This window comes from Bradyrhizobium sp. CB82 (assembly GCF_029714405.1).
Classification (GTDB): domain Bacteria; phylum Pseudomonadota; class Alphaproteobacteria; order Rhizobiales; family Xanthobacteraceae; genus Bradyrhizobium.
This window is the reverse complement of the sequence record NZ_CP121650.1, coordinates 5,843,166-5,868,334: the sequence shown is the minus strand read 5'-3', so window position 1 is coordinate 5,868,334 and position 25,169 is coordinate 5,843,166. Positions and strand designations below refer to the sequence as shown.

At 65.1% G+C, this 25,169-nt stretch carries 27 protein-coding genes and 1 pseudogene; 8 read left to right on the top strand and 20 right to left on the bottom strand.

Going from position 1 to position 25,169, the window contains the following annotated elements; translation table 11 throughout:
* The first annotated feature begins 6 nt into the window (after positions 1-6).
* The 3 genes from hyi (at position 7) to QA640_RS28625 (ending at position 2,401) form a co-directional block, all read left to right on the top strand.
* Positions 7-792 carry a hydroxypyruvate isomerase gene (gene hyi, locus QA640_RS28635; RefSeq protein WP_283036220.1) on the top strand — a complete coding sequence of 262 codons (786 nt, stop codon included), beginning with the start codon at positions 7-9 and terminating at the stop codon, positions 790-792.
* 219 nt (positions 793-1,011) lie between these two features.
* On the top strand, positions 1,012-1,899 hold the full coding sequence (locus tag QA640_RS28630; RefSeq protein ID WP_283036219.1) for a 2-hydroxy-3-oxopropionate reductase: 888 nt from the start codon (positions 1,012-1,014) through the stop codon (positions 1,897-1,899).
* A 118-nt stretch (positions 1,900-2,017) separates the two neighbouring features.
* Positions 2,018-2,401, top strand: coding sequence for a DUF1236 domain-containing protein (locus QA640_RS28625; RefSeq protein WP_283036218.1), 384 nt, complete (start codon positions 2,018-2,020; stop codon positions 2,399-2,401).
* Positions 2,402-2,459: 58 nt separating this feature from the next.
* Here the strand turns inward: QA640_RS28625 and QA640_RS28620 are convergent, their stop codons facing one another.
* Positions 2,460-3,056, bottom strand: coding sequence for a thiamine pyrophosphate-dependent enzyme (locus tag QA640_RS28620; protein ID WP_283036217.1), 597 nt, complete (start codon positions 3,054-3,056; stop codon positions 2,460-2,462).
* Positions 3,057-3,064: 8 nt separating this feature from the next.
* Positions 3,065-3,625 (bottom strand): thiamine pyrophosphate-binding protein, encoded by a 561-nt coding sequence (locus tag QA640_RS28615; protein ID WP_283036216.1) that lies wholly within the window; start codon positions 3,623-3,625, stop codon positions 3,065-3,067.
* Positions 3,626-3,896: 271 nt separating this feature from the next.
* Here QA640_RS28615 and QA640_RS28610 point away from each other — a divergent pair, with 271 nt between their 5' ends.
* Both QA640_RS28610 and QA640_RS28605 read left to right on the top strand, forming a co-directional pair.
* A complete protein-coding gene (locus QA640_RS28610) occupies positions 3,897-4,946 on the top strand; it encodes a hydroxyacid dehydrogenase (RefSeq protein WP_283036215.1) in 1,050 nt (349 codons plus the stop codon).
* 117 nt (positions 4,947-5,063) lie between these two features.
* Positions 5,064-5,276 carry a hypothetical protein gene (locus QA640_RS28605; RefSeq protein WP_283036214.1) on the top strand — a complete coding sequence of 71 codons (213 nt, stop codon included), beginning with the start codon at positions 5,064-5,066 and terminating at the stop codon, positions 5,274-5,276.
* Between the two features lie 107 nt (positions 5,277-5,383).
* Here QA640_RS28605 and QA640_RS28600 read toward each other — a convergent pair.
* Positions 5,384-5,536, bottom strand: a pseudogene (locus QA640_RS28600) (hypothetical protein); the annotation flags it as partial.
* 87 nt (positions 5,537-5,623) lie between these two features.
* Positions 5,624-6,103 (bottom strand): Lrp/AsnC family transcriptional regulator, encoded by a 480-nt coding sequence (locus tag QA640_RS28595; RefSeq protein WP_283036213.1) that lies wholly within the window; start codon positions 6,101-6,103, stop codon positions 5,624-5,626.
* A 144-nt stretch (positions 6,104-6,247) separates the two neighbouring features.
* On the opposite strand from QA640_RS28595, the gene ald reads away from it, so the two are divergent.
* The gene (gene ald / locus QA640_RS28590) at positions 6,248-7,363 is read left to right on the top strand and encodes an alanine dehydrogenase (protein WP_283036212.1); all 1,116 of its coding nucleotides are present in this window, start codon (positions 6,248-6,250) and stop codon (positions 7,361-7,363) included.
* Positions 7,364-7,880: 517 nt separating this feature from the next.
* On the opposite strand, the gene QA640_RS28585 is transcribed toward ald, so the two are convergent.
* Positions 7,881-8,099 (bottom strand): hypothetical protein, encoded by a 219-nt coding sequence (locus QA640_RS28585; RefSeq protein WP_283036211.1) that lies wholly within the window; start codon positions 8,097-8,099, stop codon positions 7,881-7,883.
* A 117-nt stretch (positions 8,100-8,216) separates the two neighbouring features.
* Between QA640_RS28585 and QA640_RS28580 the strand changes: the two genes are divergently transcribed.
* Together QA640_RS28580 and QA640_RS28575 are read left to right on the top strand one after the other, a co-directional pair.
* Entirely contained in the window at positions 8,217-8,435 is a 219-nt protein-coding gene (locus QA640_RS28580) for a hypothetical protein (protein ID WP_283036210.1), read from the top strand.
* 185 nt (positions 8,436-8,620) lie between these two features.
* Positions 8,621-9,679 carry a putative sulfate exporter family transporter gene (locus tag QA640_RS28575; protein ID WP_283036209.1) on the top strand — a complete coding sequence of 353 codons (1,059 nt, stop codon included), beginning with the start codon at positions 8,621-8,623 and terminating at the stop codon, positions 9,677-9,679.
* Positions 9,680-9,796: 117 nt separating this feature from the next.
* On the opposite strand, the gene QA640_RS28570 is transcribed toward QA640_RS28575, so the two are convergent.
* The 15 genes from QA640_RS28570 to QA640_RS28500 all read right to left on the bottom strand — a co-directional run bounded on the left by QA640_RS28570 (position 9,797) and on the right by QA640_RS28500 (position 25,169).
* A complete protein-coding gene (locus QA640_RS28570) occupies positions 9,797-10,258 on the bottom strand; it encodes a hypothetical protein (protein ID WP_283036208.1) in 462 nt (153 codons plus the stop codon).
* A 317-nt stretch (positions 10,259-10,575) separates the two neighbouring features.
* The gene (locus tag QA640_RS28565) at positions 10,576-11,202 is read right to left on the bottom strand and encodes an NAD(P)H-dependent oxidoreductase (protein ID WP_283036207.1); all 627 of its coding nucleotides are present in this window, start codon (positions 11,200-11,202) and stop codon (positions 10,576-10,578) included.
* A gap of 3 nt (positions 11,203-11,205) precedes the next feature.
* Complete coding sequence (locus QA640_RS28560; RefSeq protein ID WP_283036206.1) at positions 11,206-12,774, bottom strand: isochorismatase family protein; 1,569 nt, start codon at positions 12,772-12,774, stop codon at positions 11,206-11,208.
* 18 nt (positions 12,775-12,792) lie between these two features.
* Positions 12,793-13,641, bottom strand: coding sequence for an MBL fold metallo-hydrolase (locus QA640_RS28555; RefSeq protein ID WP_283036205.1), 849 nt, complete (start codon positions 13,639-13,641; stop codon positions 12,793-12,795).
* Positions 13,642-13,683: 42 nt separating this feature from the next.
* Complete coding sequence (locus QA640_RS28550; protein WP_283036204.1) at positions 13,684-14,568, bottom strand: amidohydrolase family protein; 885 nt, start codon at positions 14,566-14,568, stop codon at positions 13,684-13,686.
* The gene (locus QA640_RS28545) at positions 14,565-15,686 is read right to left on the bottom strand and encodes a VWA domain-containing protein (protein ID WP_283036203.1); all 1,122 of its coding nucleotides are present in this window, start codon (positions 15,684-15,686) and stop codon (positions 14,565-14,567) included. The genes QA640_RS28550 and QA640_RS28545 overlap by 4 nt, the downstream gene beginning before the upstream one ends.
* Entirely contained in the window at positions 15,683-16,564 is an 882-nt protein-coding gene (locus QA640_RS28540) for a MoxR family ATPase (RefSeq protein ID WP_283036202.1), read from the bottom strand. Before QA640_RS28540 ends, QA640_RS28545 begins: the two co-directional genes overlap by 4 nt.
* A gap of 8 nt (positions 16,565-16,572) precedes the next feature.
* Entirely contained in the window at positions 16,573-17,595 is a 1,023-nt protein-coding gene (locus QA640_RS28535) for a molybdopterin cofactor-binding domain-containing protein (protein WP_283036201.1), read from the bottom strand.
* Positions 17,596-19,188 (bottom strand): molybdopterin cofactor-binding domain-containing protein, encoded by a 1,593-nt coding sequence (locus QA640_RS28530; protein WP_283036200.1) that lies wholly within the window; start codon positions 19,186-19,188, stop codon positions 17,596-17,598. It lies immediately after the preceding gene.
* A gap of 11 nt (positions 19,189-19,199) precedes the next feature.
* Entirely contained in the window at positions 19,200-19,676 is a 477-nt protein-coding gene (locus QA640_RS28525; protein ID WP_027521176.1) for a (2Fe-2S)-binding protein, read from the bottom strand.
* Positions 19,677-19,682: 6 nt separating this feature from the next.
* A complete protein-coding gene (locus tag QA640_RS28520; RefSeq protein WP_283036198.1) occupies positions 19,683-20,501 on the bottom strand; it encodes an FAD binding domain-containing protein in 819 nt (272 codons plus the stop codon).
* Between the two features lie 2 nt (positions 20,502-20,503).
* A complete protein-coding gene (locus tag QA640_RS28515; RefSeq protein WP_283036197.1) occupies positions 20,504-20,947 on the bottom strand; it encodes an SRPBCC family protein in 444 nt (147 codons plus the stop codon).
* Positions 20,948-20,951: 4 nt separating this feature from the next.
* On the bottom strand, positions 20,952-21,389 hold the full coding sequence (locus tag QA640_RS28510) for an SRPBCC family protein (protein ID WP_283036196.1): 438 nt from the start codon (positions 21,387-21,389) through the stop codon (positions 20,952-20,954).
* A 10-nt stretch (positions 21,390-21,399) separates the two neighbouring features.
* On the bottom strand, positions 21,400-24,309 hold the full coding sequence (locus tag QA640_RS28505) for a flotillin family protein (protein ID WP_283036195.1): 2,910 nt from the start codon (positions 24,307-24,309) through the stop codon (positions 21,400-21,402).
* Between the two features lie 26 nt (positions 24,310-24,335).
* Positions 24,336-25,169 (bottom strand): phosphoenolpyruvate hydrolase family protein, encoded by an 834-nt coding sequence (locus tag QA640_RS28500; protein WP_283036194.1) that lies wholly within the window; start codon positions 25,167-25,169, stop codon positions 24,336-24,338.

Here is a 25,169-nt window from a genome sequence, read left to right as displayed (position 1 = left end):
AGCATCGTGCCGAAATTTGCCGCCAACCTCACCATGCTCTTCAACGAGATGCCGTTTGTCGACCGCTTTGCCGCGGCGAAGGCCGCAGGCTTCAACGGGGTTGAATATCTCTTTCCCTACGATTTCGAAAAGGGGCTGCTACGCGAACAGCTCGAGGCTCACGGGCTCACGCAGGTGTTGCACAATCTTCCAGCCGGCAACTGGGCGGGCGGCGAGCGTGGCATCGCGATCCTTCCCGATCGCGTCGCCGAATTCCGCGACGGCGTGTTCCGCACCATCGACTATGCCAAGGCGCTCGATTGCGACCAAGTCAACTGCCTCGTCGGCATTGCGCCGGCCGATGCCGATCCGCGCGAGCTGAACGAAACGCTGGTCGGAAACCTGCGCTTCGCCGCCACGACGTTGGCGCGCGAGAATATCAAGCTGCTGATCGAGCCGATCAACACGCTCGATATTCCCGGCTTCTTCCTCAATGGCACCGAGCAGGCGGTGCAGCTCATCACCGAGGTGCGCTCGAGCAACCTCTTTATCCAGTACGACATCTATCACATGCAGATCATGGAGGGCGACCTCGCCCGCACCATGCAGGAATATCTCGACCGCATTGCGCACATCCAGCTCGCCGACAATCCCGGCCGCCACGAGCCGGGCACGGGCGAAATCAACTATCCCTTCCTGTTCCGCCATCTCGACGCGATCGGCTATCGCGGTTGGGTCGGCTGCGAATACAAGCCGCGCACCACGACGCTGGAAGGCCTGTCCTGGCACGCGGCGCAGACTTTCGAGACTTGAGCGGGACCTTAGAATGTAACCACGGCGACAGTGCGCTCCCTCTCCCGCTTGCGGGAGAGGGTTGGGGTGAGGGTGCCCCGCGGTGGGATTGCTGAGTAGACCGCTAAAATCCCTGAGTGGATAAAACCCTCACCCGGCGTTTCGCGCCGACCTCTCCCGCAAGCGGGAGAGATGCACCGAGCCGTGGATCGACTGAACCCAAATCTAGAGGAACTCATCATGATCGATATCGGATTCATTGGACTTGGCACCATGGGACGGCCGATGGCCAGCCATCTCCTGGCGGCGGGCTATCGTCTCTTCCTGCACGACGTCGCACCGGTTGCGCCCGAGCTGATCGCGGCCGGCGGCGTCGCCTGCAAATCGGCGAAGGAGGTCGCGGAGGAGGCGGATGCCGTCATCATCATGGTGCCGGATACGCCGCATGTGGAGGCCGTACTGTTCGGCAAGGACGGCGTCGCGAGCGGCATCTCCAAGGGCAAGATTGTCGTCGACATGAGTTCGATCTCGCCGCTGGCGACGAAGGAGTTTGCCAAGAGAATCGAGGCGCTCGGAGCCGATTATCTCGACGCACCGGTGTCGGGCGGCGAGGTCGGCGCCAAGGCGGCGAGCCTCACCATCATGATCGGCGGCCCGGAGCGCGCCTTCAACACGATGAAGGGCGTTTTCGACAAGATGGGCAAGAACGTCACCCGTGTCGGCGCCAATGGCGACGGCCAGACCACGAAGGTCGCGAACCAGATCATCGTCGCGTTGACGATCGAGGCGGTGAGCGAGGCGTTGCTGTTCGCCTCGAAGGCAGGTGCGGACCCCGCGTTGGTGCGGCAGGCGCTGATGGGCGGCTTTGCTTCGTCGCGAATCCTCGAAGTCCATGGCGAGCGCATGGTGAAGCGCAATTTCGATCCGGGCTTCCGTATCGAGCTGCACCAGAAGGATCTCAACCTCGCGCTTGAGGGCGCACGAGCGCTCGGGCTCTCTCTGCCAAGCACGGCGGTCGCGCAGCAATTGTTCTCGGCCTGCACCGCGCATGGCGGCAAGGCGTGGGATCATTCGGCGATGGTGCGCGCGCTCGAACTGATGGCGGGTCACGAGATCGCTGCGGCGTAAAACCGTTACGCAGTAACACTCTCTGGATCGGGGCTCGTCGCGGCCGCTTGGGAACCCGGAACTATCACGGGGGTCCCGCGGTTGACCGCGCACGAGCAAACAATCCGGAGAGAGGGACATGAAGACCCGTCTTGCGATTTCGTTGGCTGGCGTTTTGCTGCTGGCGTCAAGCGCAGCCTTTGCCCAGTCGACCACCGCCGAGGGCGCTGCGAACGGTGCGCGGGCCGGCGGCGAGATTGGTGGTCCGGTCGGCGCGATGGTGGGCGGCACGGTCGGCGCGGCCGTTGGCGCCGGTCTCGAAATTCCGAATGCAGTGCTGGGCGGCATTCCACGGGACAACTCGGTCGTGGTCCACGAGCACGTCGTGGTCGGCGAGCCACTGCCGCCGACCGTCGTGTTGCACCCGGTGCCGAATTACAGGGAATATGACTATGCGGTCGTGAACGACCGCCGCGTCATCGTCGAGCCACGCACGCGCAAGGTCATCAGGATCATCGACTGATGGTCGTGGATGGGAAGCGAGGCCCCGCGGAGGATATTCCCGCGGGGCCTTCGCGTGTTCAAAGCGGTTGCCGCACGCCGAGGCCGTGCATGAATCGCTCGCGGATCTGTACGGGATCGCGGCGCGTGGTGCCGACACCCGGCTTGTCGTCGATGCGCACGGCAATGAGACTCGGTCCCGAGGCCGTCAGCGAGCTCTCGACCAGCCGCTCGAAATCGTCTTCATCCGCGGCCCAGGCGCTGTTGGCGAGACCCGAGCCCGCCGCAATCGCCACGACATCGGCCACGCCAGCGGCCGGCGTCGGCTGCGCACCGGTGATCTGGTAAATGCCGTTGTCCATCACAATCATGGTGAGGTTCTTCGGCTTCAACGTCGCGATCGTCGACAGCGTGCCGAGCTGCATCAACAGCGAGCCGTCGCCTTCGAGCGCAATGACCCGGCGCTCAGGCTGCGCCAGCGCGACCCCGAGCGCGATCGGGAAAGCGAGCCCCATGCTGCCAAGCATGTAAAAATTCTGCGGGCGGTGGCCGGCGGCCCAGAGGTCAAAATTGGTATTGCCGATGCCTCCGATCACGGCTTCCTCATTGTTCAGCTTCGCGATGAGGCGAGAGGTGACGTCAAAGCGGTTCATCACCTTGGTGTTGCGGGCGTTCATGGTTGATCTCACTTGTCAAAAACCTTCCCGCCGGTGAGCAGCGGGTTGAGGATCAGCGCCACCGGCGCCTGGGTAGTGACGGCCTGCCTGATCGAGCGGTCGACGATGAATTCGAGCTCGTCCAGCCGGGTGATGGTGTGGTGCTCGATCGCCAGCGAATCCAGCACCGGGCGCATGGTGCGGCAGACCAGCGCCTGGCCATAGTTGAACTCGCCGAGCGTGCCGCGCTCGGACACGAACATGATCAGCGGGATCTGATAGGGCACCGCGAGCGAGGCCAGCACGTTGGCGAGCGTCGCAAAGCCCGAGGTCTGCATGAGCACCGCGCCCCGCCGTCCGCCCATCCAGGCACCCGAGACGATGCCGACGGCTTCCTCCTCGCGCGCGGTCGCAAAGCTCGTGAAGAAGGGATCGGCGTGCAGGGCCTTGATCAGCGGCGTCAGCACACGATCGGGCACGTAGGGCACGAGGCTGACCTCGTTCCGCTTCAGGGTTTGCAGGATGATGCCGTGCCAGCTTCGTTCGGTGGGAGACATCTGGGACGGGGTCTGCTGCTCCGCGATCGTCATCTCGTCCTCCCTTCCGCGACATCATTATTGGTCTATCTTTTTGGTCTATGCGCGGTGCCGCTTCATAGGCGCCTTGGTCCCGAACTTGACGCGGCGTGCGGGATTGTCAACATGTCCGAACCGGCACGGTGGTCTGCGCTCCCTGGGCTGCCATGGCCGGCGCTGTCGTGTCATAAGCAACCGCAACGAGAGCAACGGGAGGACGGCCTGGAAGGGGCGCAATTCGCGCCGCTCCCGCGATGCCTCCTTGTGAGGAGCCGGAAGCCTTTCGATGCCCGTCAACACCAAGCGCGTCTTCTACGTCAAATATCTGGCACATCCGATCTATGTCGACATCCTCAAGGCGCGGAGCGACGTCCGGCTCGATCGCATCGAAAATGAAAGCCCCGAAGATTTCTTTGCGCCGATCCTGGAGGCGTCGCACGTCTATCAGATTGGCGCCGCGCGCGACGAGCTCGCGCCGCATTTCCATGCCCAGGCCGAGCTGTTGAAGCGCGCGCCGAACCTGCTGATCGTCTCCTCCAACGGTGCCGGCTTCGATCCGGTCGATGTCGAGGCGTGCACGGCGGCCGGCGTGCTCGTCGTCAACCAGTCCGGCGGTAACGCCCATTCGGTTGCCGAGCATGCGCTCGCGATGATGCTCACGCTATCGAAGCGCATCATCCAGTCGGACCGCCGTCTGCGGCGCGAGCGCGATGTCAACCGCAACGATCTCATCGGCAACGAGGTCGGAGGCAAGACCGTCGGGATCGTCGGGCTCGGCAATGTCGGCCGCCGCATCGCCGCGCTCTGCAACACCATCTTGGGCATGAAGGTCCTGGCTTACGATCCCTACCTCTCGGCAGACGTGATGGCCGGGCGGGGCGGCGAGAAGGTCGAGCTCGACGAACTCCTGCGCCGGTCCGACTTCGTCTCCATCTCCTGTCCGCTGACCAAAGAGAGTCGGGGCATGATCGGCGTGCGCGAGTTTTCGCTGATGCAGCCGCACGCCTATTTCGTCACCACCGCGCGCGGCTTCATCCACGACGAGGACGCGCTGCTGCAGGCCCTGCGCGACAAGCGCATCGCGGGCGCCGGCCTCGACGTCTGGTCCAAGGAGCCGCCGCCGCCCGAGCATCCGCTCCTTCAGTTCGACAACGTGCTGGCGAGCCCGCACACCGCGGGCGTGACCCGGGAGGCCCGCCAGAACATGGGACGGATCGCCGCCGAGCAGGTCCTGGATGCGCTCGATGGCAAGCGGCCGCCACGCATCATCAACCCCGATGTCTGGCCGCATTACGCCGAGCGCTTCCGGAAGACGTTTGGGGTCACGCCAGGATAGGGTCGGGCGCTTGACGGAACGGGATGGGAATGGCGCTTGATTTGATCCCCGTCAAAATCTCCTTCCCTCCGTGGGGCTAAATGGGATTAGAGTTCTGCCGGGGCAGCAGGAGGTCCTATGTCACGCTATGTCGTCAGGTTCATGAAGGACGTGCTCGGCGAGTACGGCCGGCAGAGTGAGGTCTGCCAGGGAACCCTGGAAATCGACGCTTCCTGTGAAAGCGAGGCGACCGAGCAGGCCAAGCTGAAATTCTGCAAGGACCAGGCGTTGCACCACTGGTCCCTGCATGCGGATCGCATCCATGTGAAAGCGGCCGATTTTCCGTCCTGAGGCGGAGATCCGGCGTGCTCAGCGGCCGAGGATGGACGCCGGCGGCGGTGCGGTCGCGCCGGCCCCGAGCGATCGGCCGCTCCCTGCGCAGGCGTCGCGATCGCCAGGTTGCGGATCGCCTCGCGTAGCGCCTTTTCGTCGAGCGCTTCCCAGCGCATCGGTCCGATCAGACCCCACGCGTTGCGGATGGTCGGGATGTAAACCGGGATGCCGCCATTGATCATCAGCGCGCCGTGATGGGCAGCCTTGTGGGAAGTTGAAGCGTTTGAAATAGTCCATGGTGGGTCCCGAACATGGCGAAGCCAACAGCTCTCGGCACATTCGATGACAGTGAGATGACAGAGGCCCTAGCGCTTCATCTCGGCGAACACCACCATCGGCACGGCGCGGTTGACGACCTCGCGCAACGCGAAGCTTGATTGCACCCGCGCGACGCGAGGCAGGCGCGACAACTCGGTACGGTGGATACGCTCGAAATCCTGGATGTCGCGCGCGAGCACGATCAGGATGTAATCGTCGGTGCCCGACATCAGGAAGCAGCGCACGACGGAGGGGCACTTCACCACCTCCGCCTCGAAGGCCTTCAGCGCCTCCTCGCTCTGGCTCTCCAGCGCGATCCGCACCAGCACCGTCGTGGTGAGGCCGAATTGACCGAGATCGAGCGCGGCCTGGTAGCCGTGGATATAGCCGTCGTCCTCCAGCGCCTTCTGTCGCCGCGCCAGCGCCGTGCTCGACAGGCCGACCTTGTTGGCGAGTTCGGTGTGACTGGCTCGCGCATTGGTGGTGAGTTCCGCGAGGATCGCGAGATCTTTTCGGTCGAGGGCCAAGGTTTCGTTTCCAGCGTGGAAGGGGCAATCGGCGCCGGAAACCGGCGTCAGGGTACCGAAACTAGCCGATATTTGCACGAAACCAAACCAGCGCGGCCGTTAACATGAAAAGGAGAATCAAGACCTTAAGGCAAGGAGCTCGCTATGCGCGTTGGTGTTCCCAAGGAGATCAAGGTGCACGAATATCGGGTCGGGCTCACTCCGGGGGCGGTTCGTGAATATGCCGCGGCCGGGCATGAAGTCTTGGTCGAGACCGGTGCCGGCGAGGGCATCGGCGCTCCCGACGAGATCTACCGCAAGGCTGGCGCCGCGATTGCGGGCAACGCGCGCGAGGTCTTTGCCAACTCCGAGATGATCGTGAAGGTGAAGGAACCGCAGCAGAGCGAGTGGACGCAGCTTCGCGAGAACCAGATCCTCTTCACCTATCTTCACCTCGCGCCGGATCCTGCGCAGACCAAGGGGCTGCTCGCCTCCGGCTGCACGGCCATTGCCTATGAAACCGTCACTGACGCGGACGGCCACCTCCCTCTGCTCGCGCCAATGAGCGAAGTCGCCGGCCGTCTCGCGATCGAGGCGGCCGGTGCCGCGCTCAAGCGTTCGGCAGGGGGACGCGGCGTGCTGCTCGGCGGCGTGCCCGGCGTGCAGCCGGCGCGTGTCGTCGTGCTCGGCGGCGGGGTCGTGGGAACCCAGGCGGCACGCATGGCGGCGGGCCTTGGCGCCGAGGTCACCGTCATCGATCGTTCCATCCCGCGCCTGCGTGAACTGGACGACATGTTCCTTGGGCGCGTGCGCACGCGGTTCTCCACGATCGAGTCCGTCGAGGACGAGGTGTTTTCCGCCGATGTCGTGATCGGCGCGGTACTGGTGCCCGGTGCGAGCGCTCCGAAATTAATTACGCGCGCGATGCTCAAGTCGATGCGGCCGGGTGCCGTGCTGGTCGACGTTGCGATCGATCAGGGCGGCTGTTTCGAGACCTCGCGTCCGACGACCCATGCCGAGCCGACCTACGAGGTCGATGGCGTCGTGCATTACTGTGTCGCGAACATGCCGGGCGCGGTGCCCGTGACATCGAGCCAGGCGCTGAACAATGCCACGCTGCCCTTCGGGCTGATGCTCGCGGGCAAGGGCTTTGCCGCCGTGCTCGAGAATCCGCATTTGCGCAACGGCCTCAACGTCTATCGCGGCCGCATTACCAACAAGGCGGTAGCGGAGAGCCTCGGTCTGCCGTTCTCGCCGGTCGAGAGCAGCCTGGCGGCGTGAGTGCCGTCGCATCGGGCTTGATGATCATGCACTAGGCAAGAAGCGTCATCGCTCGTAAGTTGAAACGCGTTCTTTTCGCATCTCGCGCAAAAGTTCCTAGGCGCGAGCAAACATGCGATCACGGATCATCTTACGTCGTCTCTAATTTTCCTCGAAATGGCCACATCGAGGTTAGGCTGCTGGCATTGATAGGCACGATCCGACTCATCGTACGAATAGTTCGAATGCTTGGCGCTCTCATCCTCGTCCTGGTCGCCGCGACCTCGTTCGCGGCGGGGTATGTCACGCGCGATCGCATTTCGCGAAAGCGCCGCGCCAGATATCTGAAATGGGAGCCGTACGTTCGATCGCCCAAACGACCGGCGCAGCCGCCGGCCTTTCTCGTTCGCACACCGAGGACTTAGGCGCCACGCGTCAGCGCGGTCGATGGCGCCGGTTCGGCGCCGTCCCCTGCGCAACCGCCCGTCTCGCAGGCGCCCGTCGCCCAGCCGCTGGCCGACGCCGCGCGCCGTCAGCTTCACGCCTTCGTCAGGCGGTAGTCGCCGAGATCGGGATCGTGCGTCATCCGCCAGTAGTCCACGAACCGCCACGGCATCGCTGAGAACACCCGGCCGCTTGCGTTGCGGTAGTAGGTGGTCATGCCCGGATGGGTCCAGATCATCGCCTCGTGCTCGGCGCCGACGATCAGCACGCAGGATGCTTGGGCGGAGACGCCGAAGAAGAAAGCTATCGCCACAGTCTATCCCAGCGGAAGAAATTTCCCGCGCGAGGCCGAAAAAAGCCAATCAGTTTCATTGCGGGCAGAGGCGGAAACGACGACATTCCGTTCAGAAATTAGTGGATTGGCCTCGCGATGGAACGCGCAAATTTCGAGCCTTTTGGCGAACGACTGGCCCCGGGAAGGGACGACCGGCCGGTGTCGCGCGCCTCCAAATATCTGCTATGGACCGGCACCGGGTTGTTCTGGTCTCTGGTCGGGGCCATCGTGCTCGCCCGCGCCGCCTTCTTCGAGCCCGGCGTTTTCGACGGCTTTAGCCGCGTCGCCTCCCTCACCAAGGGCCTGATCTTCTAGGCCATCCGAGCAGACGCTCCGCTTTGCCTGCAATGTGCGCGAACGCCCTCCTTTGGACGCGGCCCGTCTGTGCGCGCTGGAGAATTGTCCATAAGAGCATTGCTTGCTTCCGTCAGCCCGAATTGAAAATATATTGCCCTCTTGCGCGCTCTCGCGCATAAAATCTTCTCCTTTGGGAGATTTGAGTGGCCCAGAACGAAGCATCCTCTTCAGCCGGCGCAAGACCGGCGACCACCGCCGGCCGCCTTACGGCGCTGATTCCAGGCGTTCTCCTCTGCATCGGAATTGCCGGCATCTCGGCTGCTCTCGAAGCCACGGAACGGCACGCCTTCGCACATCCCTATGTGGAGGCGCTGGTGATGGCGATCCTGCTGGGCATGGCCGTGCGCAGCTTCTGGAAACCGTCCGAACGCTGGCAGGCCGGCGTCGCCTTCAGCGCCAAGCAGCTCCTCGAAATCGCGGTGATGCTGCTCGGGGCCTCCATCAGCTTTGCCGCGATCGCCGCGTCCGGCGTGACTCTGCTCGCGGCGATCGCCGCGGTGGTCGTGGTCGCGCTCTGCGTCTCGTTTGGCTTAAGCCGCATGCTCGGCCTGTCAACACGGCTGTCGATCCTGATCGCCTGCGGCAATTCCATCTGTGGCAACTCGGCGATCGCCGCCGTGGCGCCGATCATCGGGGCCAGCAATGACGAGATCGCATCCTCGATCTCCTTCACCGCTATCCTTGGCGTGATGATGGTGCTGGGCCTGCCGCTGCTGATCCCGCTCCTGCAACTGACGGCGACGCAATATGGCATCCTCGCAGGGCTGACGGTCTACGCCGTGCCGCAGGTGCTCGCCGCCACCGTGCCGGCGGGGCTGGTCAGCACGCAGATCGGAACACTCGTGAAGCTGATGCGCGTGTTGATGCTGGGGCCGGTCGTCGTCGGCCTCTCGCTCATTGCCTCGCGCCGGCAGGGCGGCACGAAGAAGACCAGCGTCGGCTTCTTCCGGCTCGTGCCCTGGTTCATCCTCGGCTTCCTCGCGCTCGCCACCTTGCGCTCGCTGGAGATCGTGCCGGTGACGGTGGTGGGACCAGTGACGAAGATCACGAGCTTCCTCACGGTGGTGTCGATGGCCGCGCTCGGCCTCGGCGTCGACGTGCGCGTGCTCGCCAATGTCGGGGGACGGGTGACGGCGGCGGTTACGCTGTCGCTGATGTTGCTGCTCGGGATCAGCATCGGACTGGTGCACTGGTTCAGGTGAGGGCGGAGCGTGAGCTCTGATGCGAGAGCTGGTCCCTAGGTCACACCCAATCAACCATCGCTCGCCCGGCCACCAAGCCGGTGGCTGAGCGCTCGCCGAAATCCAGATCCCCTTATGTCAATAGCCGTAGGGGCCTACATAGAAGTGGCGCCGGTACGGATAGGGAGGGGGATAAGCGGGTGGATAGCCGTATCCTCCCCCGTAAACCGGGTCGCCATAACTATAATAATCTGCGTAGCCGTATGAATAATAAGGATCGTAGTAGCCGCCATAGTAGGGAGCTCCATAGTAGGGAGCTCCATAGTAGGGAGCTGCAATGGCGCCCGCGATCAATCCGCCCGCAAGAAGTCCTGCACCCAGACCCAGACCCCAGCCTCCTCCACGCCAGCCGCCTCCGTGCCAGCCGCCTCCGTGCCAGCCACCGCCGTGCCAACCACCGCCCCAGCGTACCTGCACCGCACTATCAGCCGGTTTTGCCGATGCGGAGAGGGATGATAGCGGCGCAGCAGATGCGGCGCTGCCGGCCACCGATATAGCGCCAGCAAGGAAGAGCGCGGCTATTATTTTGAGTATGCTCATGGTCACCTCCACTCGTGAAAGTACATTTTGACCGGACAACCCTGCGGAACGTGCGCGGTTGCTCAGCTTCTTGGAAATTTTTCCCGACTGCGGGAACGATCATGATGATCCCAGCGCGGGAACCTGTGGCTCGGCGCGTCGCAATGGCGGCACCCCGCGAGGCGGCATGGCCAGCGCGTTCGAGGTTTCGGTATATGCGCACCACCGGGGGCGGACAGTTCGGAATCGTGCTGGGCATTGGCTGCAACCAGCCGGTCACGTGTGCGCTACTCCGCAAGACACGGCGAACAATCGCATCCGCGAAGGTGTGGGCGATGTCAGAATCGCTTCGCCGTCTCGGCGAGGCGGCGATGGGCGGCCTCGCGCGCGGTGCGGATCGACTCGACCGGTCCCGCCGTCGGGCCGATCGGCACGAAGCGCACGTCGTTCACGCCGATGAAGCGCAGCGCTTCGCGCAGATAGGGTGTCGCCATGTCGATGCAGCCGCGGTTCATGCCGGTCGCATAGTCGCTGCCGCTCGCCAGGATCACCAGCGTCGGCCGGTCATTCAGCAGCGGAAAATAACCCTGCGACGGATCGAAGCGGAAGGTCAGGCCGGGCTGGATGATGATGTCGAACCATTGCTTCAGCTTGTAGGGGATGGAAAAATTCCACATCGGCGTCGAGATCAGCACGCGCTCGGCGAGCGAGAAGCGTAGCGCCATCCGCTCGGCCTCGGCAAAGCTGTCGCGTTGCGCGTCGTTGAAGGCCTGCGCCTTCATGCGCGCATACTTGGCCTCGACGATCGGGCCGACGAACTCGGGCATGCGCTCCCGCCAGAGGTCCATCACATCGATGTCCCAATCCGGGTGCGCCTGGCGGAAGCCCTCAAGGAAGACATGCGCGCCGGCGCTCGATTCGGAGTCGGCGCGCGGCGAGCTGGACAGGTGCAGGAGCTTCGCCACCGCTCATCCCAGCGCTCTGATGATGGTCTCGGCCTTGGTGACGACGGCGACGTTCTGCATGGCGAAGTTGATGGAGGCGTTGTGCCAGTCGGCGTTCATGGTCGAGCAGCAATCCTCCGGCACGATCATGAAATAGCCCTTGTCCGCACCGGTGCGGGCGGTGTGTTCAACCGACATGTTGGTCCAGGCGCCGGTGTTGATGATCATGTCGCGCCCCGTCGCCTTGAGGATCGTCTCGAGCTTCGTGCCTTCCCATGCGCTCATGCGCATCTTCTCGACCACGAAATCGCCGGGCCGCGGCTCGAGGCCTGATACGGGCGCGGCGCCCCAGCTCCCGCGCACCATCGCCTTGCTGTCGACCAGCCCCTCGAACAGCGGCGCGTTCATCGTGACGCCGGGCGCGCCCGGCTCAACCACGAACCAGACATGGATGATGACAACGCCACGGGTGCGCGCGGCTTCCGCGAGCCGACGCACGTTTTCGATCACGTTCTGCTGACGTGCATGAACGGGGGCGCCGGACTCGGCAAAGGCGCCGCCATCCATGACGACGTCATTCTGAAGATCCTGGATGATCATGGCGCAGCGCTGTGGGTCAAGCCGCAGCTCGCCGTCGGTCAGGATCGGCGCGGCTGCGGAAGAACTCGCGCCTGGGCCGCCGCGCTTGCCGCTCATATAGGGCTCGTGTCGCGGCCCCGTCTTGGTCGGGATCGCGTAGACCGAATGCGTTGCGGTCAGATAGAGCGTGCGGAAATCCGGCCCGCCCCAGGCGAGATTGGCAACGAGCTCGGGTACGCGGACCTTGCCGAGCAGCTCCCCCCTCGGCGAGTAGGCCCAGATGCCGCCGGGCGCGGTGACCCAAACATTGCCATGCTGGTCGCACTTCATGCCGTCGGGTACGCCGGGTTCGAGCTCCGACTTGATGCCACTCGCAAACACGCGTGGATTGCCGAGCGATCCGTCGGCGCTAACGTCGAACACGCGGATCAGCGCCTGCACTGTGTCGTTGACGTAGAGCAGCTTCTCGTCCGGCGAGAAGCACAGCCCGTTCGGCTGGTCGAACAGGGTGCGCTCGACCACGAGCTGCGGCTCGCCGCCAGGCACGAGGCGATAGACGCCCTGGAAGCCGAGCTGCCGCGGCCGCTCGACGCCGTAGACGGGCATGCGCCCATACCAGGGGTCGCTGAAATAGATCGCACTTGAGGAGTGCACGCAGACGTCGTTGGGGCTGTTGAGCTCCTGACCCCCAAAATGCGAGGCGAGCACCTCGCGCCGGCCATCAGGCCGTTCGCGAATGAGCGAGGACGTCGCGTGCTCGCAGACGATCAGGTTCAGCTCGGCATCATAGGTCATGCCGTTGCATTTGTTCGCGGGGCGTCTGACCTCGACGACGCCGCGCCGCGCGTCCCAGCGGCGGCGCACATCGCCCGGCATGTCCGAAAACAGCAGGTAATGATCGACCGGATGCCAGATCGGCCCTTCCGTGAAGTCAAAACCCGTGGCGACCTGGCCGACCGGCGCATAGGGGTCGATCAGGGTTTCGAATTCGCTGCGCAAGGTGACGTGGGTCATCGCTTGATCCTCGTTTCATCAGGCCGGAAACCAGTTGCGCTGCGGCAGCGACTGCACGATCGGACCGGGCACCTGATCGTGCAGCCGTCCCACGACATTGCCGCCCTCGATCTTGGCGGGCCGGTCGTGTACCGGCAGCAGATAGCGCGAACTACTCAGGAGTTTCTTGATTGCAGCCTTCTCGGCGCGCTTGGTCGTGCCGTGATTGCCGGTCGTGCGCGGCTCCCAGTCGTGGATTTCGCGAAAGGGCGTGACGATCTGGTCGTTGAAATCATAGATCACGTCGCCGCAGATGGTCGCGATGCCGTCGGCAGTGTGGACGATGATGTTCATCGAACCTTCGGTGTGCGCGTTCGCGGCGTCGCAATAGACGCCGGGCATCAGCTCGATGGGACCGGTGATTTCGAGGTCGAGGAAGCGCAGCGCGCTCTTGGTGTGCAGGCGGTCGATCAGGTGCTTGATGTCGGGGGCCGGGTATTGCGGATGCATCAGGCCGGACACCGAATATTCGAGCTCGCGGCGGTTGACGACCACCGTCGTGTTCATCGGGAACAGGTCGTCCTTGCCGGCATGGTCGATGTGCAGATGGGTATGACAGACGAAGCGGACGTCGCCCATGCGCACGCCGTGGCGCGCGAGCTGGTTCTCGATCATGTGCTCGTGATACTGCAAGCCCCGCATGCCCAGCGTTTCCATGATCTGGTTGGAGCGGTAACCGGTGTCGACGACGACCGGGTACGGGCCTCCGAGGATCAGGAAGCCGAGGGTGAGGACGCGGCGGGTGCGGCCGCAGTCGCGGCCGAGCACCAGAAAGCTCGATTCCAGCTCGATATCGCCATAGTCGAGGATCTTGATCTCCAGCGGCATTCGTTCCCCTCCCTGTCTCTGTTCGTTGCGTCGCCTCTGCGCTCAGAGCCGATAGACGCGCACGGCGGTTGTCTCGAAGATTGCGTCACGTTGCCCGGCGTTCAGCGACGCCGCGGCAGCGCGGAAGACGTCGATCAGCTCGCGATAGCTGGTCCACAATTTCTCGATCGGGAAATTCGATCCGAACAGGCAGCGCTCGGCGCCGAAGATCGCGACCGTGTCGGTCAGCACCGCCGCAATATGCGCGGCATCGTTGCGGTGAATGAAGGTGCCGAGCCCGGAGAGCTTCGTTACCGCGTTCGGACATGCGGCGAGGCGCGCCATTCCCGCGCGCCAGGCGGCGCGGCCGGCCGGCGAAAGATCCTCCAGCATGCCCGCGTGCTGGAGGATGAAAGTCACGTTCGGGCAGGTCTCGACGAGCTTGGCTGCATCCGGCATCTGCGGTGTGAACACCTGGAGATCGAAGCTCCAGCCATAATCGGCGAGATATCCGATGTTGCGCCGGATCATGGGGTCGAGACAGAGATCGGGCCGGGCCGCAAAGCGGTAGAGCGGGTTCTCGTGCCAGTGCAGCTGCATGCGCACGCCGCGCACCAGCGGATAGCGCTTCAGGCGGTCGAGCTGCGGGCGGATGTCGTCTGCGGCGAAGTTGGCATAGGCGACGATGGCATGCGGCCAGCCGTGTTCATCGGCGGTGTGCTGCACCCACTTCGTCTCGTCCTCAAAGCGATCAATGGCCCAGTTGGTCTGGACATAGACCGAGCGGGTGACGCCGGTGCCTTTGAGATCCTCGAGATATTCTTGAATTGGATAGTCGCGCCGGATTGGCTCGTAGGCGCCGAAGATGCGCGGCTGCATCGGGCCCGTCAGCCACGGCAGATCAGCCTGGCGCCAGATGTGATGATGGCCGTCGACGATACCGGTCACGCCGCTCTCCTTCGTCCGAACGCCAACACATGCGCGACGATCGACGCGCTCGAACCACCATCGACGAGATCGTCGACGAAGCGTTCGATGGCGACCAGGGCCTCGGTCTGCGGGCGAAACCCGGCACCTGTTGCGAGCGGCGTCAGCCAGCTCACCCGCCAGGCACGCCGCGACAATTTCGCAACGGCGTCGCGCAGCGCGTCGGGCTCGCCGCGCTCCAGCCCATCGGAGACGATGACGACCGCGGCACCACGGGCATAGCCGCCGAAACGTGGCACGGCGAGGAAGGCTTGCAGCGCGTCACCGATTCGCGTGCCGCCGTCCCAGTCGCTGACGAGATGCGCGGCGGCATTGAGCGCCTGCTCCCGGCGCTTGATGCGCAATGCGCGGGTCACGCGGGTCAGCCGCGTGCCGAAGGTGAAGACCTCGATAGTAGGCGCGGCCTGCACCAGCGCGTGCGCGAGCTTCATGTTCTCCTCGGTGCGGGCCTTCATCGAGCCGGAGACGTCGATCAGGAGCAGGAATTTGCGCGGGCGCTGCCGCCGTTTGAGGTGTCCGAGCCGCAAAATCTCGCCATCGCTGCGGACGGTGTCGCGCAACGTGCGGCGCAGGTCCGCAAAGGGCCCGCGGCGCGCGCGCATGCGGCGATGGCCGCGCCGCTTCGGCAGGCGCCTCGGCGCCTCGCGCGCCAAGTGGCGCAGTGCATCGCTGCTCGAGGTGACCGCGAACCGCCGCTCGACCAGGGCCTCGGCGCGTGTGGCGGTCAGCCCGGACTCGCTGGCTTCATCGGACAGCAGCGGTTCCTCGTCGCCGCGGCCTTCCTCTTGCAGCCGCACGCTCTCGTCGTCCTCACCCTCGTCCGTGCGCTCGATCGCCTCGCTGCTGCGGAAGTGCAGATCGAACAGCCGGTCGAATGTCGCACGGCGTTCGGGCGGCGGCGCCAGAGTCGCGAGGGCGGCCTGCCGGATGTCGTCGAGGCTGCGCGGGCCGAGCAGCTCGATCGCGGCGAGGAAAGACGTGGTCTGTTCCGGCGCAACGGCAAAACCGTTGGCGCGCAGAAGCGCCACGAAGGAGATGAAGACACGCACAGCGCGCGGCAATTGCGGTTCGGTGCTCATGCGGAAGCCTCCGCAAGCAGGGCGTCGAGCCGCGGCGAGATGAAGTGCAAATCTTCCTCGTCCTTGAGCGCCACGCCGATCGAGCGCCTGAACGCGTCCGGCCAGCGCGCGCCGCCCTTGTGAAGGAGCGTCGCGGCCTCGGCCCAGTCGACGGCCTCGGCGATTCCCGGCGCCTTGCTCAGCGGCTCGCGCCGAAGCTTGCCGACAGCGGCAACGACCGCACGGGCCGTTGCCTCGGCGACGCTCGAGGCCCGCATCATCACGATGCGCGCCTCGCGCTCGGAGGTCGGATAGTCGATCCAGTGATAGACGCAGCGGCGGCGCAAGGCTTCATGCAGGTCACGCGTGCGGTTCGAGGTGAGCACCACGACGGGCCGCTCGGCCGCGCGCACCGTGCCGCGCTCGGGAATGGAAATCTGGAAATCGGACAGGAATTCGAGCAGGAACGCCTCGAACTCCTGGTCGGCGCGATCGATTTCGTCGATCAGCAGCACGGTGGAATCAGGCGCACGCAGCGCGGCGAGCATGGGACGTTCGATCAAAAACGTCTCGCCATAGATGTCGATGCTCTCGTCGCCGGCCTGACGGATCGCGAGCATCTGGCGCGGATAGTTCCACTCGTAGAGCGCGGCGGACGCGTCGATGCCCTCATAGCATTGCAGGCGGATCAGGCGGCGCCCAAGCACGGCGGCGATCGCTTTCGCCGCCTCGGTCTTGCCGACGCCCGGCGCGCCTTCGAGCAGCAATGGCTTGCCGAGCGCAAGGCCGAGATAGGCCGCGGTCGCGAGCCCCTCGTCGGCGAGGTAATAGGCGGCGCGCAGCGCTTTCTCGAGCGCTTCGGGGCTGTCGATGCCGACGATGGTGCTGCGAACCGCCACGGCAAACCTCAGCGCCGCGCCTGCGGCCGCGCGCCGCCCTGGGCCTTGATCGCGCGCAGCACCTTTTCAGGCGTGATTGGCAGGTCGTCGATGCGCACGCCGACGGCATTGAAGATCGCGTTGGCAATGGCCGGCAGCACCGGATTGGCGCACATCTCGCCGGGGCCCTTGGCGCCGAACGGGCCATCGGGAGCGGGGCGCTCCAGCACGGCGATGTCGTGCGGGCAGATGTCACCGGGCCCGGGCATCAGATATTCGACGAAGTCGCGCGGGCCGTGCACGGGATCGGGATAATAAGGCTCTGGCGTTTCGTAGAGCGCATGGCTGACGCCCATCCAGGCGCCGCCGACGAGCTGCTGCTCGACCAGGCGCGGGTTGAGCGCGCGGCCGAGCTCATAGGCAGAATCCATGCGCAACATCGCGACCTCGCCGGTCTCGTCGTCGACCTCGACCTCGGCCACGAGGCAAGCGTGAGCGTAGCAGGTCGCAGGCGACATCTCGCCGGTCTCCGGGTCGACGCCGGAGAGCGGCACCAGAAAAATGCCGCGGCCGGAGATGGTCTTGCCCTGCCTGAACTGTGCCGCGATGGCGACGTCCTTGGTCGAGATCGAGCGGTGCGGCGCGCCCTTGACGTGGATGTTGCCGCGCCCGTCGGTCTCTAGATCGGCGGCGTTGACCTCGAGCTCCTCGGCGGCGGCCTCCATCATCACGCCTCGCGCCTCGCGGGCGGCGGCCATCACTGCATTGCCGACGCGGTGGGTGCCGCGCGAGGCGAACGAGCCCATGCAATGTGGGCCGGTATCTGAATCAGCCGTGTCAACATAGACGTCCTCAACCGGCACGCCTAACGTCTCCGCGCAGATCTGGCGGGTCACGGACTTCATCCCTTGGCCAAGGTCGATCGAGGACAGCGCCACCGTGAACTTGCCGCTGGGGTTGGAATGGACCAGCGCCTGGCTCGGATCGCCGCCGAGATTCATGCCGATGGGATAGTTGATCGACGCCATGCCGCGTCCACGATGTCGGGTCATCTAGCGCCTCCTGGTGCCGAAGACGGAGGAGAAGCGGGTTGCCCCATGCGAGGGCGCTGTCGGCCGCGGCGAGGGCGGCGGCGGTGTCGGTGGCGGCGGCTCACGCGGCGGTTCGCGGGTGACGGTGGGCGGAAGCCGGTCATAGGTCGTGCGCTGTTGAACCGGGGCTGCCGGTCGCGTGCGCGAATCCGCCGGCGTCGGCGGAATGATGGCGCGGCTGCCGCCGCCGTCCTTACGCGAGGAGGCGCGCCTGAACTCCTCGCGGATCGGCCATTTCGCCTTCTCGGCGGCGACCTGCACGCATTCGATCAGCGCCGTGTTCTTGGCCTCGCGCCGATGCGCCTTCATGTCGCCGTCACGATAGGCGTTGAGGATGCGGAACTCCATCGGATCCATGCCGACGAGATTTGCAAGCTTATCCATCTGGCATTCGATGGCAAAATCCATCGCGGTGACGCCGAAGCCGCGCATCGCGGTTGCCGGCGTGCGGTTGGTGAAGACGCAATAGACGTCGCCATAAACGTTCGGAATGGTGTAGGGCCCCGGCAGATGCGCGGCGCACTTCACGGCAGCATAGCTGGACAGCCGTGTATAGGCACCGCTGTCGAAATAGGCGCGGATTTTTCGCGCGACGATGCGGCCGTCGCGCATCACGCCGTCCTTGATGTAGATGCGCTCGGCGCCGCGCGGCGGGCCATATTGCATCTCCTCCTCGCGCCCGAACACGTAGCGCACGGGGCGCCCGGTCAGCATCGCGCCGAGGATGGCGAGCGGTTCGGTCAACGTATCCACCTTGCCGCCAAAGCCGCCGCCGACGGTGCCGCCGATGAAGTGGAAGGTGTTGGACGGCACATCCAGGATCTTGGCGCATGTATCGACCGAGAAGAACAGCGCCTGGGTTGAGGTGTAGACGATGTAGCGTCCGTTGGTGTCGGGCGCCGCGATCGCGCCGTTGGTCTCAGTTGGCGCATGCTCGATCGGCGACATCTGGTAGCGCTGTTCGAGCACGTGATCGGCGGTGGCGAGCGTTGAATCAGCGTCGCCGAAGCGGAGCCTCTGGTGATCGTAGACGTCGTGGTAAATGAAGGCGTTCTTCGGATAGGTCTCGTTGACCACGGGCGCGCCGGGCTTCAGCGCGTCCTCGACGTCGAATACGGTCGGCAGCGGCTCGTAGTCGATCCGCACCTTGGCAATCGCCTCAAAGGCCTCACGTTCGCTGCCGGCGACGATGGCGACGATCGGCTCGCCCTTGTAGCGGACCTTGTCGACGGCCAGCGAGGGCTCGTCGTCCTTGCCGAAATTGATCAGGCTCAAAAGTGTATTGAGATTGCGCGGCACGTCGGCGCCGCGGATGATCCGGCGCACGCCGGCGGAGCGTTCGGCGTCGGTCGTATCGATGCGGCGGATTCGCGCATGCGCCTGCGTTGACCGGACCACCTTCAAATGCAGCAGGCCCTGGAGCTTGTGGTCGCCGAAATAGGTCGAGGTGCCCGTCACATGGCCGAGCATGTCCTGGCGCTGCGTGCCCTTGCCGATCTCCTTGAGATTGTCGTCGCGCTCGTCGGCGAAGATATCCTTGCGCAATTCCAGCATGACAGATGTCCTCAGGCGCTGGCCCGGCCGCCCGAGGCGGCGAGGATGGCATTGATGATCGGCTCGTAGCCGGTGCAGCGGCAGATGTTGCCGGAGATGGCCTCCACGATTTCGGCGCGGCTCGGCTGCGGATTACGGTCGAGCAGGGCCTTTGCGGCCATCAGCATGCCCGGCGTGCAATAGCCGCATTGGGCGGCGAAATTATCCGCGAAGGCGCGCTGGAGCGGATGCAGGTTCGGTCCCTGTTTCAGGCTGTCGAGTGTCTCGACGGAGCGGCCGGCGACGGTCTCCGCCAGCGTCAGGCATGAGAGATGAAGCTCGCCGTCAACCAGCACGCTGCACGTGCCGCAGCCGCCCTGGCCGCAACCGAATTTCGGCGTCATGTCGCCGATCAGCTCACGCAGCGCCACGAGCAGATTGGTGCCGCCATCGACGAAGATCGCGACGTCGCGGCCGTTATGACGAAATTGCAGGGGCGTCTTGGACATGGCGGTCTATTCCTGACCCGAGAGAAGGCGGCGCAGATGCACGCCGACGATCTCTCGGCGATACCAGGCGCTGCCGAGCGCATTGTCGGACGGTGACGTCCCTTCGCTCGCCGCCGAGGCTGCGGCTGCGATGGTGGCGGCGTCGAGGATGCGTCCCTCCAGTGCGCGCTCGGCAGCGCGCGCCCGGATCTGCGTCGGTGCCATCGATCCCAGCGCGATGCGGGCGCCGGCGATGCGGCCGCCGCTAATGGGCAGATGCGCGGCGAGCGTGATGACGGAGCCGCCCTTGGGCTTGATGCGGGCGATCTTGCGATAGCGAAAGGCGTCAGCGCCGGCGGGCCGGGTGCAGGAAACGGACAGCACCAGCGTGCCGGCCTGCCGCTCGCGCGATTGCAGGAATTCTTCGATCGGGATATCGCGCGCGCCAAAGCCGCCTTGCACGGCCACAGTGGCATCGAGCGCGAGGAGGGCGACCGTGAAATCGCCATAGGGATTGGGCGCGAAGAGATTGCCGCCGACCGTTCCCATGTTGCGCACCGCAGGTCCGCCGATCGAGCGGGCAGGGGTATGCAGGAAGGCAAGTTCGCGCTCGCTCAGAATCCCGGCGAAAGTTACCCCGGCACCTATCGTGATTCGCGGGCCGGATGCGTCGATCCGGGACAACGCCTGGTCGCTCGCGCGCACGACGGTGGAGATTGAAACATCGCCTTCGTTCAATGCGCGCATGACCAGCGTGCCGCCGCCGAGATAACGCGCGCCGCGGTCGGATGACAGTGCGGCCGCTGCCTCGCTGCAATTCGTGAAAGTCTTGACAGTCACAGACATGATTACGCGGCCTCCTTCAGATGCCGGCGGATGGCCTCGAAGCCGGCCTGGTAAATGTCTTCGGCGACCATGTGGGTGATGCGGGCCGCGTCCTCCGGCTTCGTCGTGAAACGCGACTCCCAATGCCAGAACGTGCGGTCGCCGTCGGTGACCGGCAGCAGGCGGACATGGGCGACGTAGTTGAACATGGGAATGGGAGTATCGAGCAGGCAGTAGCTGAAAGTCTGTTCGAGATCGGAGAGCGCCAGCAATTGCTCGCGCAGCTCCGATCCGTCTTGCAGCTTGAACCGCCTGATGCAGCCGATCTTGTCGGAGGGGTGTGCGCGCTCGATCGTCGAGGTCGCGACCGCCGGATGCCAGCGATCGTGGCCGTTGAAATCGCGCAGCACAGCCCAGGCTGCGTCGGTCGGCGCGTTCAGGATCGTGCTTTTGACGATGTGCGGCATGCCGCTAGCCCCCGAACACGCGCTTGAGCGCATCGAACCCGCCCTGGAACACGCCGCCGCCGATATTGTTGACGAGCTCGGTCTCCCGCTCGGGCGCGCAGTCGAATTCGGCAGTCCATTCCATAAAGGTCTGGTCGCCGTCGGTGACTGGCGTAAGGCGCAGCGTCGCGACATAGTTCTCGACGCCCATGGGGGATTCCAGGATCGCGTAGGTACAGAACATGTCGAAGTCGGAGAGGCCGAGCAGCTTCTCGCGGATGCGGTCGCCGTTGCGCAGGCGGAAATCCCTGACGCAGCCGATCTTGTCCGAGGGCTCGCCGCCCTCGATGCGGCTCTCGGCGATTGCCGGATGCCAGTTCGGCATGCCATTGAAGTCGCGCACCCGCGCCCAGACGCGGTCGTTGCGCGCATTGACGACGGTGGAGACATAGACGCGGGCCATGGTCTAGACCTCAGCTCTTCTTCCGCGGGCCGCGCTCGGCCGGCGGCTCGCCTTCAGAGGGCGCAGGCGAGGCGGCCGGTTTGTCGCCGCCTCCACCACTCGCGCCCTTGCGCGAGGAGTCGCGGATGCCCTGCATGTCGCGGGCTTCGCGGATCAGGCCCGGCATTTTTGCGAGGCTGCCGCCTTCGACGCCGATGTCCGACAGGATCGAGTCGATCAGCGGCGCCTGGACGCGGTAGCGCAGCGCCGAGTCGATCACCTCGTCGGTGGCGCTGCGGCCGCCATTGCCGCCGCCATGGCCGTTGCCGTTGAGGCCGTCGACCTGAAGGATACGAATGCCCTCGATTTTCTCCATCGGCTTGACGCTCTCGCGCACGATGCCCTCGATCCGATCGAGCAGCTTGCGACGGAACAGCGAGTAGCGCGCCTGATCGGTCAGTACGTTCTCGGCTTCGTTGAGCATCCGCTGCGCCTCAGCCTCGACGGCCGCACGGACACGTTCGGCCTCGGCGGCAATGCGCGTCTCCTCGGCCTGCTTCTCGGCGAGCAGGACCTCGACCGTCTTGCGCCGCTTGGCGATCTCGCTCTCCCGCGCCGTAACGACGCGTTCGGCGGCTTCGGTCGCCCGCACGCGGGCCTCCTCGGCGGCGGCCCGCGCAGCCGACTCTTCCAGCGACTTCTGATGGATGGCGATCGCCTTGTCCATCAGGACGGTTTCGACCTCCTTCTCACGGTTGACTTCCAGCTTGCGCAGCTCGCGCTCGCGGCCGATGCGGGCCTCGTCCAGGCCACGGTCGGAGGCAATGCGGGCGCGCTCGACTTCCTCGCGGGAGGAAATCTCGGCTTCCTGCAAGGATTGCACGCGGGCGACTTCGAGCTGCTCGATCGCGCGACGCCGCTCGATACGGGCCGCCTCTAGCGCCTGCTCGCGCGAAACATCCGTGGTTTCGACCTCCTTGCGCGCGACGATCTCGGCCTGCCTCACCTGGCGGTCGGCATCGATGCGCTCCGACTTTTTGGTTGAGAGCGCGATGACGCGGTCTTCGTCGGCGATCTCGATTGCTTTCTTCTGCTCGATGTTGAGCACCTCGCGCTTCTTGGATGAGTTGATGCGCTCGGCTTCGAGCGCAAGGTCGACGCCGATGCGCTGGCGCTCGATGGCGTCGCGCCGCTTCAGTTCGGCCGCCTCCAATATGCCGGTCCGCTCGATTTCGAGCGCGCGGGTCTCGCGCTCGGCCTGAATACGCTCGGCAGCAACGGTCTTCTCTTGCGCGATGCGTGCGGCCTCGATCGCCTCGCGGGAGGCGATGTCGGCTTCCTCGACAGCGCGGTTGCGGGCGATCTCGAGCGACCGGACGCGCTCCTCCTGGGCGATACGGGCAGCTTCCGTCGCCTCGCGCGCGGTGACGCCGGCGATATCCAAGGTCTGGTTGCGATCGATCTCCAATTGTCGCGTGTTTTGCTCGGCCGCAATGCGCTCGGCGGCAAGCGTCCGTTCGCGGGCGATGCGGGCGGCCTCGATCGCGCGCTGCGCCTCGATCTCGGCCTCCTGGATGGTGCGCACCTGCTGGATCTCCAGCGCGCGGGTTCGTTCGTCGGAGGAGATGCGCTCCACATTGACCGTCATGGTCTGGGCGATGCGGGCCTTTTCCGTGGCCTCACGTGCCGCGATCTCGGCCTCGTCCACGGCGCGCGTGCGCTCGATCTCACGGCGCCTTGTCTCTTCCTCGTTGGCGATGCGGGCGTCGGTCACGACGCGATCCTGCTGGATGCGGGCCTTTTCGATCGCCTCGCGCGCGGCGATCTCGGCCTCCTCGATAGTGCGCATCCGTTCGATCTCGCGCTGGCGCACCTCGCGTTCGGAGGCGATGCGCGTGGTGTCGATCGAGCGCTGGTTGGCGATCCGGGTCTTCTCGACCTCCTCGCGGGCGAGCAACTCCTTCTCTTCGATGGTCCGGGTCCGCTCGATCTCCTTCTGGCGTGTCTCGCGCTCGGAGGCGATGCGGGCCTCCGCAATCGCCTGATCGTTGGCGATGCGGGCCTTCTCGATGGCCTCACGCGCCGCGATCTGAGCCTGCTCGGCCTCGGTCTCGCGCAGCGCGCGCTCGCGGGCGACCTCGGTGCGCTGAAGCGCGCGGCGCATCTCGATGTCGCGTTCCTGCTCGAGGCGCGCGGTCTCGCTTTCGCGCTCGATCTCGAGTGCCTGCCGCTCGGCCTCGAGATTGCGCGAGCGGATCTTGATCATCGAGTCCTGCTCGATGTCGTTGCGCAGCTTGCGTCTGGCCTCGATGTCCTCCATCAGCCGGGTCAGACCTTCGGCGTCGAAGCGGTTCGAGGGGTTGAAGAATTCGAGGTCAGTCTGGTCGAGATCGGTGATCGCGACCGACTCGAGTTCGAGGCCGTTCTGAGCGAGGGCTTCGGCGGCATTGGTCTTGACGCGCGCGACGTAGTCGCCGCGCCTCTCGTGCATCTCCTCCATGGTCATCTCGGAAGCAACCGAGCGGATCGCGGAGATGAACTTGCCGGCCAGCAGCGTGTGGAGCTGCTCCGGCTCCATGGTGCGGCGGCCGAGCGTGGCGGCCGCGATCGAGACGGCTTCGCGGGTCGGCTGCACGCGGACGTAGAAGTCGGCCTCGATGTCGACGCGCATGCGGTCGCGAGTGATCACGGCGTCCTGCCTTGAACGTACGATCCCCATCGGCAGCACGTTCATGTTGACCGGCGTATAGTCGTGGATGAAAGGCAGCACGAAAGCGCCGCCATTGATCACTACGCGCTCGCCGAGGAAGCCGGTCCGGACGAACGAGACCTCCTTGGATGAGCGATGATACAGCCAGTTCACGATGTAGACGCCAACCACGATCACGATGATCGCGACGATCAGCCAGAGGATCAATTCACCGACCAAAATCCCCGACATCTTTCCCTCCCTCGAACGTTTCGGCGTTAGCGCGCGCCGATCGCCTTGAATTTGCGTACCTGGTCCGTCAGTGCCCGTTCCACGGGCAGGCGCTCCATCGAGGAGGCTCCGTAAAAGCCGTGGCAGTAGCGGGTGTTCTTCATGATGAAATCGGCGTCCGCGGGATCCGCGATCGGACCGCCATGGGCGAGCACCAGAATATCCGGGTTGACGCTGAGCGCGGCGGAGGCCCAGGTGTCGATGTGCGCCGGGCAATCGCCGAGCTTCTGCGCGGTCTGCGCGCCGATCGTACCGCCAGTCGTGAGCCCCAGGTGGCAGACGATGATGTCGGCGCCCGCGATCGCCATCGCGGCCGCCTCCTTTTCGCTGAAGACGTAAGGCGTCGTCAGCATGTCCTTCTCGCGCGCCTTGGCGATCATGTCGATCTCCAGTGCGTAGGACATGCCGGTCTCCTCCAGATTGGCGCGGAAGGTCCCATCGATCAGCCCCACGGTCGGAAAGTTCTGCACGCCGGCAAAGCCGAGTGCCTTGAGCTGGTCGAGGAACACGTCCATGTCGCGGAACGGATCGGTGCCGTTGACGCCGGCGAGCACCGGCGTCTTGCTGACGACGGGCAGCACTTCGCCGGCCATCTCGAGCACGATGGCGTTGGCATCGCCGTAAGCCATCAGGCCCGCGAGCGATCCGCGACCGGCCATGCGATAGCGGCCGGAATTGTAGATGACGATGAGATCGACCCCGCCGGCCTCTTCGCACTTGGCGGAGAGACCCGTGCCGGCCCCGCCGCCGACGATCGGCTCGCCGCGCTTTGCCATCTCGCGAAATCGCTTCAGCAGTGCAGCCCGTTCAAACCTGGCCAT